The organism is Polaromonas sp. (assembly GCF_031411155.1).
Classification (GTDB): domain Bacteria; phylum Pseudomonadota; class Gammaproteobacteria; order Burkholderiales; family Burkholderiaceae_C; genus Polaromonas.
The window spans coordinates 1-11,888 of record NZ_JANOAL010000329.1 but is presented as its reverse complement, the minus strand read 5'-3'; the positions used below and the strand labels follow the sequence as shown (position 1 = coordinate 11,888).

Sequence of the window (11,888 nt, the reverse complement as noted above, 5' to 3'; positions counted from 1 at the left end):
CAAGGGCCTGGCGGGACGGCCCATGAGCTGGAACGACGCGGCTTTCGGGGCGCTGGTGGCGGCGTTTCCCAACACCGGCTTCATGGGCGTGCCGCTGCTGGTGGCCCTGCTGGGCGCGCCTGCGGCCGGCCCGACCATCGTGACCATCAGCGTGGACATGCTGGTCACCTCGTCACTGTGCATCGCGCTGTCGCGCCTGGACGGTGCCGAGGAACACGGTGTGGCGCGGGCGGCGCGGCTGGCGCTCAAGGGCGTGCTGACCAACCCGCTGCCCTGGGCGATTGTGCTGGGCGGCCTGGCGTCCGGCTTGGGCCTGGCCCTGCCCAAGCCGATCATGGGAACGGTCAGCCTGCTGGCCGATGCGGCCTCGCCGGTGGCCCTGTTCACCATTGGCGCGGTGCTGGCGCGCTCTCAAATGCATAGCACCACAGGCACGCCACTGTTGGACTACCTGCCCGTGGCGCTCATCAAACTGGTGTTTCACCCGATATTGGTCGGATTGGTGGGGCTGGGGGCGATGGCGATGGGCCTGCCGCTGGACCGCTTCACCCTGACCGTGGTGGTGCTGGTGGCGGCGCTGCCCAGCGCCAGCAATGTGGCCATGCTGGCCGAGCGCTTCGGCGCCGACAACGGCCGCATTGCGCGCATTATTTTGTTGTCCACGGTGCTGGCGTTTTTCAGCTTTTCGGCGGCTGTGGCCTGGCTGAGTTGATTCTGTCCAACGCCCATCCCTCCCAGCGAAGTCAACCCTATGTCTGAACTTCTTCCGAAATCAAGCAAGCGATCAAGCCACGACACCCTGGCCCGACGGCTCAGCCAGATTCTCATCAAGCTGAACCAGGGTGGCACGCTCGACCCATCCGCCCTGGCGGCAGAGTTCGGCGTAGACCTGCGAACCATCCAGCGCGACCTCAACCAGCGCTTTGCCTATCTTCCCCTGATCAAGGCGAACGGTCGCTATCACCTTGATCCGGTATTTCTGGGCAAACTCAATAGCAAGGACATTCAGCGCTTTGTCGACCTGGTTGGCGTACGCGGTTTGTTCCCGAGCGTAACCAACCGGCCGCAGGCGATCCGCCACCCATAGAGATTTACGGCCCCGAAAGCCGAGGCCGGCATGCCATCCACCAAGTCCTTTTCGACGGACACCAGTTCCTGGGGCAGTTTGAGATCGACAAGCAGGGGCAGGCGCACTGGATACAGACCGAGCGTGTGCTGGTAGGTGTGACGTCGCTATTCTTCTCCGGTGTGCAAAACGTGGAGAGAAAGGTAACGCTGGACGAACAATTGAAAATGGCTGATCTGGTCTGGGCAGGTGTCGACGTGGTGGGCATCGTGAGTGCGGCAAAGGTGTTCAAGTTGCTGAAGGGGACCGCTGTGGTGACCGGTTCTACCCAGGAACTGAGCCTCGTTCAACGCACAAAGCTCTTGGCTCGGCCGCTGCTCGCCCGCAGCACGCTGGGGCGACAGGCCATGCGCTTCGGCGTCAAGGCTGGCACAGCCTATCTCGTCATTCGGCACCCTGGCTTGTTGAGCAGCGTCTTTGAAGAGTTGGCAAGGATGCTCGGCATCCCGCCGCTGCTGGGAAAAATCCTGGGCTGGACCTTGCTTGCCTACGTCTTGCTTTATCCGCTTGTCTGGATCGGGCGCGGTCTGCTGGTAGTGGCAGTCCCCGTCCTGAAGGTCGCCGTCCACGGTTTGCAATGGCTGCAGCTCCGCCTGTTTCGGCCCCGGCTTTCACAGCCTACACCACAATCTGCGCCCTGAGCCAAGAAGGCAACGACAACTTGACCCAAAAGCAACGCGCCTCAGAGGGCCGACAACGGGTTGAAGCGCGTTGACATCAATTAATTGAAACGCTATCATTGCTTTCATAAAGAAGGAATGATATCAATGTCAGCCGTCACCGTGAGAAACCTGCCCGACGAAACCCACCGGGCACTTAAGTTACGCGCCGCGCAGCATGGCCGCAGCACCGAAGCTGAGATTCGGCACATTCTTGAAAACGCAGTGCGTCCCAAAGTCGGTATCGGTTCGGCGCTGGCTGCGATGGGCCGCAGCCTGGGCGGCGTGGAACTTGACTTGCAACGCGACGCCAGCCCGGTTGTACCCGCCAGCTTTGATACCGCGAACTTTGATTCATGATTATTCTGGACACGAATGTCGTGTCGGAACCCCTCAAGCCTTCGCCAGAACCGGCTGTGCTCGATTGGCTCGACCGCCAGGCGCCTGAAACCCTGTACCTCACGACGGTCAACCTGGCCGAGCTGCTGGCCGGCATCGAGGCACTGCCTCAGGGGCGGCGACGTAGCGAACTGCAGCAGGCGTTGACGGCTCAAATGATGCCGCTGTTTGAAGGGCGAATTCTTGTCTTCGACAAAAAAGCTGCCGAAGCCTTCGCCAGGATCAATGCCAGTGCGCAGGCGGTCGGAAACCAGATCAGTTTTGCCGATGGGGCTATCGCCGCCATCGCGTCGGCTCAAGGGTTTCTTTTGGCGACCCGTAATGTGCGCGACTTCAAAGGCACCGGCATTGAACTGCTTAACCCTTGGCTTGATCGCTAGTAGCCCGCCACGCCTTGCCAGCCCACATGGCAGCCCACTCGGGTGGGTTCTACGGCCGTTTTCAGGCTAAAAATAGCTTCCAGCCCAGATCAGACGGGCGCTGTCGGCTAGCAAATAAATAGCATCGAATCACCAAAACTAGATCGCCAACGGGTCCACGTCAATCGCCCAGCGGATCAGGCTTTTGAATTCGCCCTGCTGCCGGGTGGCAAACAGCGTCGGCTGCCAGGCCGCCAGAAAGCGCTGCAGCGCGGCGCGTGACGGGCTTTCCACCAGCATCTGGGCGCGCTCGATGTTGGCGACGCGCTGAATCGTCATCGGCACCGCCGGGTAGGGCGTGACATGTTCATGCGCCTCGATCTGCAGAATCTGCGCGGCCTCGGCGGCGGCGTTCAAAAAGCCCTGGGCCACTTCCTGGGTGCGTGCCTCGGCCCGCACCAGCGCTGAAAAGCCGAAGGGCGACATGCCGGCGGCCTGGCGCTCGGCCAGTTGCCGGGCGGCAAAGGCCGGGTAGTCATGCCGCTTCAATGCTTCAAACAGCGGGTGCTCGGGGTGAAAGGTCTGTACCCACATCTCGCTGGCGGCGCTGTGCCTGGCATCGCGGCCGGCCCGGCCCGCCGCCTGCATCAGCAGGCTGAACAGGCGCTCGGGCGCCCGAAAGTCGCTGGAAAACAGCGCGCCGTCGGGGTTGATGGCGGCCACCAGCGTGATGTGGCGAAAGTCATGGCCCTTGGCAATCATCTGCGTGCCGACCAGCACATCGACCTCGCCGGCATGCACGCTGGCCAGTTGCGATTCGAGCGCGCCCTTGAGGCGCGTGGTGTCGGCGTCAATCCGGGCAATGCGCACGGCGTCGCCCTCAGGGCGCAAGACGCCGGCCAGCAGCTCGGCCAGGTGTTCTTCCAGCCGCTCGGTGCCGCGGCCCACGGGCGCGATGTCGATGTTGCCGCAGCTCGGGCAGGCACGCGGCACGCGCTCGGTGAAGCCGCAGTGGTGGCAGCGCAGCGTGCGGTCTATCTTGTGGAACACGCGGTAGGCGCTGCAGTGCGGGCATTCGCTTTTCCAGCCGCAATCGTGGCAGGCCAGCACCGGCGCATAGCCGCGCCGGTTCAGGAAAATCAGCGACTGCTCGCCGCGCGCCACGCGCTGGGCAATCGCGTCCAGCAGCGGCGGCGCGATGACGCTGTGTTTGGGCTGGTGGTTCATGTCCACTCTTCTGACGACTGGTAACGCGGAATCGTCACCGATGCGTTCCTCCATATTCAGGCGCTGGTAGCGGCCCACCAGCGTCGCCTGCCAGCTTTCCAGCGAGGGCGTGGCCGACCCCAGCATGACGCGGCAAGTTATGGCCCCCACTCTCCCCACTGCGTGTGGTTCGCTGCCCCCCAAGGGGGCGCTGCGCCTGCGGCCCGGCAAAGCCGGTTCCGCGGCCCCTGTTGGTGGACTCGGGGATGACTCGCCCCCCACGCTTGTCGCTTCGTGTGGTTCGCTGCCGTCCGAAGGGACGCTGCGCTGGTGGCCCGGCAAAGCCGGTTCCGCGGCCCCTGCTGGTGGATTCGGGGGCGGCCCGGCGGAAAATTGCGCGCCGCCCGCGTATTCCGGCGAGCTCTCCAGCTTGGCACGGTACACCGCCAAGTCGCGCGCCGAATAGCGCGCGCCTTCCTGCTGCTTGTAGCTCGGGTCGTGCTCTTCATCGACCACGATCAGCCGCAGGCGGGGCATGGACGCCAGCACTGCCATGCGCGTGCCCAGCACCAGCCGGGCCTGGCCGGCATGGGCGGCGAGCCAGCTTTTCAGGCGCTGGGCCGGCGTCAGTCCGCTGTGCAGCGGCACCACCCGTTCCTTGCCGAGGTGGGCAAAGCGCGCTTCAAAGCGGGCCTGCAGCTGCGGCGTCAGGTTGATCTCGGGCACCATCACCAGCACCTGGGCGCCGGGGTCCTGCGCCAGCACCCGGGCGGCGGCGCGCAGGTAGACCTCGGTTTTGCCGCTGCCGGTGGCGCCAAACAGCAGGGCGGGCCGCCTGCCAGCCGCGTTTTCGGCCTCAAATTCGGCCATGGCCCTTGTCTGCTGTGCGGAGAGTGCTATCAAATTTCTAGCGTCTTCGGGGTGGCTGGTGTCGCGTACCGGGCGCTTCAGACGGCGCGCCAGCTGCAGCGTACTGAGGTCGCGCAATTGCGGCGGCAGGGCGGCCAGTGCCACCTCGCCCAGGGAGCGCTGGTAGTAGCCCGCGCCAAACGTCACCAGCTGGCGCCAGGTGGCGTTCAGCGGCGCCAGCCCCTCCAGCACGCTGGCGACGTTCTTGGCCTGCTCGGGCGCCAACTCGCCGCTGTCGGGCAAGGCGGCCCACACCACGCCCAGCACTTCGCGTTTGCCCAGCGGCACACGCACCAGGGTGCCGGGGCTTAGTGGCAACTCACTTCTGTAAGTCAGCGGCCCGGCGATGGCGCTGTGGGCCGGCGTGGCCACCACCACCTGGAGCCAGTAAGTCATTTGGGGTCCCCAGTTCTGGGTATCTCTTCAAAGTTACATTCAGACAATGCGCTAAGTCCTTGATTTGACACCGTTTTGAAGATTTCCCAATTTTCTGTGGATAACTTTGTTGACAGTTTGCTTCCGACCGCCGCAAAGCCCCGTAAATCAAGGCTTTTGTTAATCTGCCCGAAAAAAAAGCAGTTTAAAGAGTCCATATAAATCAATGACTTAGCGCTGCTATGGCTTTGATAGCGTGCGCTGGCCCACATAGATCCGATAGCTGCGCCGCTATATTTTTTTTGTGCATAAGTCGGCCGGGCAGGGGCTATTTTTGTGCTAGTCATGGCCGGAAAATTCCGCCAGTTGCCGCGCTGGGCTGTCAGCAGGCGGGTTTCAGGCCCGCGCTGCGCGCATGCTGCGAGAGTGAGCGTGCACTGCGTTGACCAGCACTTCGACACTCTCGGGCGGGGTGTGCTGGCTGATGCCGTGGCCCAGATTGAAAATATGGGTCGGTCCGCTCTGGCTGGCGTCGCTGTGCGGCGTGCCAAAGCTGTTCAGCACATGGGCCACTTCGGCCTCGATCTGGGCCGGCTTGGCAAACAGCACATTTGGGTCCAGGTTGCCCTGCAGCGCCTTGGGGTGCGGTCCGTGCTCGCCAACACGCGCCCGCGCCTGGCCCAGATTGACGGTCCAGTCCAGCCCCAGCACCTCGCAGTCGAGCCGCCCCATGACCTCCAGCCACAGGCCGCCGCCCTTGGTGAACACCAGCCGCGGAATCGTCACGCCCTCATGCGCGCGCTTGAGCTGCGCCAGCACGCGCCGGGTGTAGGCCAGGCTGAATTCGTGAAAGGCCGCATCGGACAGCACGCCGCCCCAGCTGTCAAAAATCATCACCGCCTGGGCGCCGGCGTCGATCTGCGCATTCAAATAGGCGGCCACCGCGTCGGCATTGATCGCCAGCATCTGGTGCAGCAGGTCGGGGCGCTGATACAGCATGGTTTTCACCAGCCGGTAGTCGTCCGAGCCCGCGCCCTCGACCATGTAGCAGGCCAGCGTCCAGGGGCTGCCCGAAAAGCCGATCAGCGGCACCCGGCCCTGGAGCGCCTTGCGGATCGAGGTGACCGCGTCAAACACATAGCGCAGCTTGTTCATGTCGGGCACCTGCAGCCTGGCGACCGCCGCCTCGTCGCGCACCGGCGAGGCAAATTTCGGGCCTTCGCCGAGCGCAAACGACAGGCCCAGGCCCATGGCGTCGGGCACGGTCAAAATGTCGCTGAACAAAATCGCGGCATCCAGCGGATAACGCTCCAGCGGCTGCAAGGTGACTTCGGTGGCGTAGTCGGTGTTGGTGGCCAGGCCCATGAAGCTGCCGGCCTTGGCGCGGGTGGCGCGGTACTCGGGCAGGTAGCGACCCGCCTGACGCATCAGCCAGACCGGGGTGTGGGGGGTGGCCTGACGCAGGCAGGCGCGCAGGAAGCTGTCGTTTTGGAGAGGAGCAAACATGGCCAGATTGTCTCAGGTGTGGGGCGCCGGGTTGAAGGTGCCGGCAAGGCCCTGATGCGATGCAGGGGTGCTCAGGCTGCGCCCGCGTCGGGGTGGCGCAGCAGCAGGCGCTCCAGTGCGTTGAGCGTTTCATAGGATTCGGCAAAGTCGGCGAACAACACCGCGTTGTCGGGCGCGGCGGCCTGGCCGCGCCAGTCGGCGCGAAACTGCTCAAAAATGTCGCCAAAACTGCGCCGGCCGTCAACCAGGCGCAGGATTTGCGGTCCGTACTTGCCGGGGTTGACCCGCACCGTCACGCCCGAGTGATGGTGCACCAGCTGGAACGGCTGGCCCCGGTTGCTGGCAAAGACTTCGGCCGCCACCTCGCCGGTCAGGGGTTCGTGAAAGAAAAAGGGAATGTATTGCGGGTCGCCATAGGGCGCCGTGCAGCGGGCATCTCTGGTCAGGTACAGCGAATGGGTGATGATGTTGCCAATCATCAGCTCGGCCATTTCATATTGCTGGCGGCGCGGCATTTGCCGCAAGCCGGCGGCCATGGCGGGCGGTTTGCTGCCCAGCACCATGTGCGGCAAATAGGGGGAGCGGCCGCGCTGCACATCGCTGAACGCCAGGTGCATGCCGTGGCCGCCCGCTTCATCGCCGAGCCAGTCAAACAGCTCGCCGACCGAATAGGAGCGGTCCTGCGAATGCAGCAGCAGGTCGTAAATGCCCGCATCGCCGGCCTTGTGGTCATGGTGCTGCGGCTCGTTGCGCATGAACCAGTTGCTGGGCGGCAAACTGCCCAGCAGGTCGCGGGTGTTGGCGATCTTGCGTTGCGTATCGTGCTGCCCGGCGTTGGCCAGCCGCATCAGCGCCTGCATCTGGTATACGTCGGCGCGGCCCGCCGTGGCATACACCATCAGCCCCATGGCACCGTTGTCTTTCAGCACACCGCGCAGCGCCCTGAAGCCGGCGTCGGGGTCGGCCAGGTGGTGCAGTACGCCGCTGCAGTTGATGTAGTCAAAGGGCGCCAGCCCCAGCGTGGGCAGGTTCAGCAGCGAATCATGCACCCAGCTGATGTTGCCGAGGCCGCGCAGGCGTGCCCGCTGCTGGGCCAGTGCGATGCTGGCCTGGCTCATGTCCAGGTGCACGACCTGGGCGTTGCTGGCGCGCAGCTGCTCGGCCAGAAAAATCGTGGCGTCTCCGGTGCCGCCGCCGGCCACCAGCGCCCGGAAACCATGTTGAAACGACTGCTTTCCGGCAAAGCAGTAGTGGTTGATCATGGGCAGGTCTTCCAGCCAGGTTTGGGCCAGGCGCTGCAGTTCGTCTTGCGGGTTGCACGGCGGGTAAGGCAGGGCCTCGTACTGGTTCCGGACTTCGGCTAAGTAGTTGTCAGGCATAAGTATCTTGAGAAGAGGAAAAGAGGCAACAAGGCGAAGCCTGCATTGTCCCCCGCCGGCAGGGCCCCGGGTGCCCGCGCGCTTGCGGTCGGGTGTGGACCAGCCCTAGGCACGGCCCGGATTCAGCTTTACCATGGGCATGATCGTTGGCTTGATTCAGGAAAAGGGCACGGCCATGCGCATGAACGACCAGGAGTACTTTCGCAGCTGCATCGCCAAGGAGCGGCAGCTGGCCCAGTTGCTGGGCCATCAGCATATTGAAGAATGCTATGAAAGCGCCGGCTCGCTCTGGGACAAGGCCCAGGTCTTGCCGCAGTGGACGCGCGACTGGCAGGCCTGCGGGCCGCTGCTGGCGCGCTACCGCGTGGCCCTGAGTTTTGCGCCGGCCGGTGAAGCCGATGGCAGCGTTGGCAACAGTGGCAACAGTGGCAACAGCGGCACCCCGGGCTGCGCGGGCGGCACGGTGACGGCCGGCGGCACCACGGTCACGCTGACCGACCACCCCAGCCCCGAGCGCGCGCTGATGTACGCCATCGTCAAGGAAGTGGTCCACCGGCTGGAGCACCACCATGTGGCCAGGCCCGAGGCGGCCGCGCCGCTGCATCCGCACCCCTGAAAGCCGCCCATGGTCGCCGTGGAATTTGCCCCCAGCCTGCGCCGCCATGTCGATTGCCCGCCGCAATCGGTGGGGCCCGGCGGCCTGCGCCAGGTGCTGGAGGCCGCGCTGCAGGCGGCGCCCGAGCTGGCGCACTATGTGTTTGACGACCAGCGCGCGGTGCGCAAGCATGTGGCGGTGTTTGTGAACCGCGAGCTGGTGCTGGACCGGGTCCGTCTGAACCAGGTGCTGGTGGCGGGCGACCGGGTGCTGGTGATTCAGGCCCTGACCGGCGGCTGAACTGCCGGCCCGACCCTTGGCCCAACCGTAAAGGAGACCCCTCATGCAGACACTGTTGGCAGCCAGCCGCAAGGGCCTGTTCGTCATCAAGGGCGAAGGCGCGCGCTGGGAGATTGCCGCGCACCACTTCGCCGGCGACCCGGTCAGCCAGGTGCTGGCCGATGCGCGCGACGGCGCCTGGTATGCCGCGCTGCGCATGGGCCACTTTGGCGTCAAGCTGCGCAAAAGCACCGACCAGGGCGCGAGCTGGCAGGAGATCGCCGCACCGGCCTTTCCGGCCAAGCCCACGCAAGGCCCCTGGGCCGATGACGCCACGCCCTGGAGCGTGGACCTGATCTGGACGCTGGCCGCCGGCGGCCCGGACCAGCCCGGCACGCTGTGGGCCGGCTGCCTGCCGGCCGGCCTGTTCAAGTCCACCGACGGCGGCGCCAGCTGGGCGCTCAACACCGCGCTGTGGGAAGAGCCCCGGCGCAAGGGCTGGCTGGGCGGTGGCTATGACCATGCCGGCATTCACTCGGTGCTGGTGGACCCGCGCGATGCCCGGCACCTGACCCTGGCCATCTCCTGCGGCGGCGTCTGGCAAAGCCGCGACGGCGGCGCCAGCTGGGTGCTGACGGCGGCCGGCATGCGGGCCGACTACATGCCCGAGGAAAGCGCGTATGACGAAAACATCCAGGACGTGCACCGCCTGGTGCAATGCGCGGCCCAGCCCGAGGTGCTGTGGGTGCAGCACCATTGCGGCATTTACCGCTCCAGCGATGGCGCGCAGACGTGGCAGGCCATTACCGCGCCGCAGCCCTCGGGCTTTGGCTTTGCCGTGGCCTGCGACCCGCGCAATCCGCAACGCGCCTGGTTTGTGCCGGCGCAGGCCGACGCCGTGCGCGTGCCGGTCGATGGCCGGATGGTGGTCACGCGCAGCGATGACGGTGGCGCCAGCTTTCAGCTGCTGGGCGAGGGCCTGCCGCAGCGCCAGGCCTACCATCTGGTCTACCGCCATGCACTGGACGTGGCGAGCGACGGCCAGACCCTGGCGATGGCCTCCACCACCGGCGGGCTCTGGCTCAGCGCCAATGCCGGCGAGGCCTGGCATTGCCTGTCGCGCGACTTGCCGCCGCTGGCGGCGCTGCAGTTTGTCAACTAGCCGCAACCCCATGGCCGACCCAAACGATCCTCACGACCTGCAGCGTTTTGTGCTGGCGCAAGACCCGGTCTACACCGAGGTCTGCGCCGAACTGGCGGCCGGCGCCAAGACCAGTCACTGGATGTGGTTTGTCTTTGCGCAACTGAAGGCGCTGGGCCACAGCGCCACCGCCCAGCATTTCGGCATCGCGTCCCGGGCCGAGGCGCTGGCCTACTGGCAGCACCCGGTGCTCGGGCCGCGCCTGAAGGCGTGCAGCGAACTCGTCGTCGCCGTTGAGGGCAAAACGGCGCTGCAAATCTTTGGCTCGCCGGACAACCTCAAGTTCCGCTCGTGCATGACCTTGTATGCGCAGGTGGCGCCGCAAGAGCCGGTATTCAACCGGGCGCTGGTCAGGTATTTTGGCGGGGAAGGCGATGCGAGGACGCTGGAATTGCTGGGGTAGTAGATGGTGAGGCGAGGTTAGATTGAGCCGACCGAGAGTTGAGTCGCCTATAGTGCATTTTTAACAGTCCAGACCAACTTATCCGGAAACCACAAACCATGATCCAGCACATCAAACGTCGAAACTTTTGCTACGGAAGCTTGATCTTGGCAGCATCGAACTTTCTGCCGTTCAACAGCCTTGCTGCTGACTCACCCGAGGAATACAGCAATGGTCTCGTTGAAATGATACAGTCTCTGCGTATCCTGTTTGCAAGTTCGGATGCCGCGTTTTCGCTATTGTGGGACGCGATTGACGTCCTGCCAAAAGTTGGCGTTGTGTTGCACTCAATCGAGTTTGACCACGATGTTCATCGTGTGGTTTGCTATTCATCCTCCGTGGATCTTGCGGGCAGCTATGCGGTTTCCCTGAATTCGTCATTTCGCGAAGGCCGCTACCTCGTCACTGAACCAGTCCAAACGACGGTAATTGGTAAAGCGGGCAAGCAACTGCAGGTTTTTCGACAAGAAATTTCTCAGCGAACTCAAGATGCGAGTAACGCTCGCAATGCCAGATTGAGCCAAGTCTTTCGTGACTTGCCTGCGTTTGCGCCACTGGCCGATAGAGACAAGATGGCCGTACGGATATTGGAACTCGCCGGTCGGTTCTCCATAACTCCGACAATATTCTTGACACGTGAAGACGCAACGAACAACTCGCTAAGGTATTTGAGACTTCAGATTGGATTCGATAGTCCTACAGCAGATCTCCTGCGGTTATTGTCAGCTGTTCGTGGATCTACTCCAGCGATTGCGATTAGTAAGTTTCGCATCGTTGCCTCCGTAAGAGGTGCTCGTTTTCAAGGCGAGTTCGTGGCTCCGTTAGTAGATGCCGATGCATTCAATGCATTTGGCCCGTCAGAGTCACGTCGGCCAAAGGTAAATGAAAAAGTGAATCGACTACTTGAACGCCGGCTAGCGCGTAACCCAAACGAAAGCGACCCTTTGGATATTCACCGTGTCGCTTTTGACAGTCCCACTCCAGTAATTCGTGACTAAATAAAGCACGTGGTTAACGCGAAATGAAGATATCCGTAAGTATCCCGTTGATTGTCGTTGGTAGCCTGCAGCCGCTCAATCGCGACAAATGAATGACCTGTCAGTCTATTCTGTTGAAAAAATCTATACCCGAAAAACGTACTCCAAGAGCGCGCGCCACTTGCCTGAATTCAAGGAGCACCATGTCCATTCAACTCAATCACACGATTGTTCCGGCCCGCGATCCGCAGGCCTCGGCGGCCTTCCTGGCCGAAATCCTCGACCGTCCGGCGCCCGTCAGGTTTGGCCCGTTTCACGGCGTCGAGCTCGACAACGGCGTCACGCTCGACTTCATCAGCGACCAGGGCCACTTCCCGGTGATGCACTATGCCTTTCTGGTCAGCGAGGACGAGTTCGACCAGATCTTCGGCCGCATCCGCGAGCGTGGGCTGAGCTACTGGGCCGATCCCGGCCAG

15 protein-coding genes are annotated in these 11,888 nt (G+C 63.6%); 11 read left to right on the top strand and 4 right to left on the bottom strand.

The genetic code is table 11. The features are described from left to right. The 5 genes from RMO23_RS19130 to RMO23_RS19110 all read left to right on the top strand — a co-directional run. A partial coding sequence (locus RMO23_RS19130; RefSeq protein WP_309684666.1) for an AEC family transporter occupies positions 1–712 on the top strand: 712 nt, incomplete at its 5' end. A gap of 39 nt (positions 713–751) precedes the next feature. Further along, positions 752–1,087: a DeoR family transcriptional regulator gene (locus tag RMO23_RS19125; protein WP_309684663.1), complete on the top strand. Its 336-nt coding sequence runs from the start codon at positions 752–754 to the stop codon at positions 1,085–1,087. Positions 1,088–1,212: 125 nt separating this feature from the next. After that, positions 1,213–1,767, top strand: coding sequence for a hypothetical protein (locus tag RMO23_RS19120; RefSeq protein ID WP_309684660.1), 555 nt, complete (start codon positions 1,213–1,215; stop codon positions 1,765–1,767). Between the two features lie 126 nt (positions 1,768–1,893). Next, positions 1,894–2,145, top strand: coding sequence for a FitA-like ribbon-helix-helix domain-containing protein (locus tag RMO23_RS19115; RefSeq protein ID WP_309684658.1), 252 nt, complete (start codon positions 1,894–1,896; stop codon positions 2,143–2,145). Beyond that, on the top strand, positions 2,142–2,564 hold the full coding sequence (locus tag RMO23_RS19110) for a type II toxin-antitoxin system VapC family toxin (RefSeq protein ID WP_309684656.1): 423 nt from the start codon (positions 2,142–2,144) through the stop codon (positions 2,562–2,564). The genes RMO23_RS19115 and RMO23_RS19110 overlap by 4 nt, the downstream gene beginning before the upstream one ends. 138 nt (positions 2,565–2,702) lie before the next feature. On the opposite strand, the gene priA is transcribed toward RMO23_RS19110, so the two are convergent. The 4 genes from priA to RMO23_RS19090 form a co-directional block, all read right to left on the bottom strand. Further along, on the bottom strand, positions 2,703–5,054 hold the full coding sequence (priA, locus tag RMO23_RS19105) for a primosomal protein N' (RefSeq protein WP_309684653.1): 2,352 nt from the start codon (positions 5,052–5,054) through the stop codon (positions 2,703–2,705). Next, positions 5,051–5,380 (bottom strand): hypothetical protein, encoded by a 330-nt coding sequence (locus RMO23_RS19100; RefSeq protein ID WP_309684650.1) that lies wholly within the window; start codon positions 5,378–5,380, stop codon positions 5,051–5,053. Before RMO23_RS19100 ends, priA begins: the two co-directional genes overlap by 4 nt. Positions 5,381–5,429: 49 nt before the next feature. Then, positions 5,430–6,539, bottom strand: a complete 1,110-nt coding sequence (gene hemE / locus RMO23_RS19095) for a uroporphyrinogen decarboxylase (protein WP_309684648.1) — start codon at positions 6,537–6,539, stop codon at positions 5,430–5,432. A 71-nt stretch (positions 6,540–6,610) separates the two neighbouring features. After that, entirely contained in the window at positions 6,611–7,918 is a 1,308-nt protein-coding gene (locus RMO23_RS19090) for a class I SAM-dependent methyltransferase (protein WP_309684645.1), read from the bottom strand. A 133-nt stretch (positions 7,919–8,051) separates the two neighbouring features. On the opposite strand from RMO23_RS19090, the gene RMO23_RS19085 reads away from it, so the two are divergent. The 6 genes from RMO23_RS19085 to RMO23_RS19060 all read left to right on the top strand — a co-directional run. Further along, a complete protein-coding gene (locus tag RMO23_RS19085) occupies positions 8,052–8,534 on the top strand; it encodes an aminoacyl-tRNA synthetase (RefSeq protein WP_309684643.1) in 483 nt (160 codons plus the stop codon). A 9-nt stretch (positions 8,535–8,543) separates the two neighbouring features. Continuing rightward, the gene (locus RMO23_RS19080; protein ID WP_309684640.1) at positions 8,544–8,813 is read left to right on the top strand and encodes a MoaD/ThiS family protein; all 270 of its coding nucleotides are present in this window, start codon (positions 8,544–8,546) and stop codon (positions 8,811–8,813) included. A gap of 43 nt (positions 8,814–8,856) precedes the next feature. Beyond that, positions 8,857–9,954: an exo-alpha-sialidase gene (locus tag RMO23_RS19075; RefSeq protein ID WP_309684637.1), complete on the top strand. Its 1,098-nt coding sequence runs from the start codon at positions 8,857–8,859 to the stop codon at positions 9,952–9,954. A gap of 10 nt (positions 9,955–9,964) precedes the next feature. Further along, a complete protein-coding gene (locus tag RMO23_RS19070) occupies positions 9,965–10,396 on the top strand; it encodes a DUF1810 domain-containing protein (RefSeq protein WP_309684634.1) in 432 nt (143 codons plus the stop codon). A 98-nt stretch (positions 10,397–10,494) separates the two neighbouring features. Continuing rightward, positions 10,495–11,433 carry a hypothetical protein gene (locus tag RMO23_RS19065; RefSeq protein WP_309684632.1) on the top strand — a complete coding sequence of 313 codons (939 nt, stop codon included), beginning with the start codon at positions 10,495–10,497 and terminating at the stop codon, positions 11,431–11,433. A 182-nt stretch (positions 11,434–11,615) separates the two neighbouring features. Continuing rightward, on the top strand, positions 11,616–11,888 hold a 273-nt coding region (locus tag RMO23_RS19060), incomplete at its 3' end, for a VOC family protein (RefSeq protein ID WP_309684630.1).

What these genes read in the sequence shown, in the direction of transcription:
- RMO23_RS19125 (WP_309684663.1), top strand. Translation starts at nt 752, where the DNA reads ATGTCTGAACTTCTTCCGAAATCAAGCAAGCGATCAAGCCACGACACC.
- RMO23_RS19115 (WP_309684658.1), top strand. Translation starts at nt 1,894, where the DNA reads ATGTCAGCCGTCACCGTGAGAAACCTGCCCGACGAAACCCACCGGGCA.
- RMO23_RS19110 (WP_309684656.1), top strand. Translation starts at nt 2,142, where the DNA reads ATGATTATTCTGGACACGAATGTCGTGTCGGAACCCCTCAAGCCTTCG.
- priA (WP_309684653.1), bottom strand. Translation starts at nt 5,054, where the DNA reads ATGACTTACTGGCTCCAGGTGGTGGTGGCCACGCCGGCCCACAGCGCC.
- RMO23_RS19100 (WP_309684650.1), bottom strand. Translation starts at nt 5,380, where the DNA reads ATGACTAGCACAAAAATAGCCCCTGCCCGGCCGACTTATGCACAAAAA.
- hemE (WP_309684648.1), bottom strand. Translation starts at nt 6,539, where the DNA reads ATGTTTGCTCCTCTCCAAAACGACAGCTTCCTGCGCGCCTGCCTGCGT.
- RMO23_RS19090 (WP_309684645.1), bottom strand. Translation starts at nt 7,918, where the DNA reads ATGCCTGACAACTACTTAGCCGAAGTCCGGAACCAGTACGAGGCCCTG.
- RMO23_RS19085 (WP_309684643.1), top strand. Translation starts at nt 8,052, where the DNA reads ATGGGCATGATCGTTGGCTTGATTCAGGAAAAGGGCACGGCCATGCGC.
- RMO23_RS19080 (WP_309684640.1), top strand. Translation starts at nt 8,544, where the DNA reads ATGGTCGCCGTGGAATTTGCCCCCAGCCTGCGCCGCCATGTCGATTGC.
- RMO23_RS19075 (WP_309684637.1), top strand. Translation starts at nt 8,857, where the DNA reads ATGCAGACACTGTTGGCAGCCAGCCGCAAGGGCCTGTTCGTCATCAAG.
- RMO23_RS19070 (WP_309684634.1), top strand. Translation starts at nt 9,965, where the DNA reads ATGGCCGACCCAAACGATCCTCACGACCTGCAGCGTTTTGTGCTGGCG.
- RMO23_RS19065 (WP_309684632.1), top strand. Translation starts at nt 10,495, where the DNA reads ATGATCCAGCACATCAAACGTCGAAACTTTTGCTACGGAAGCTTGATC.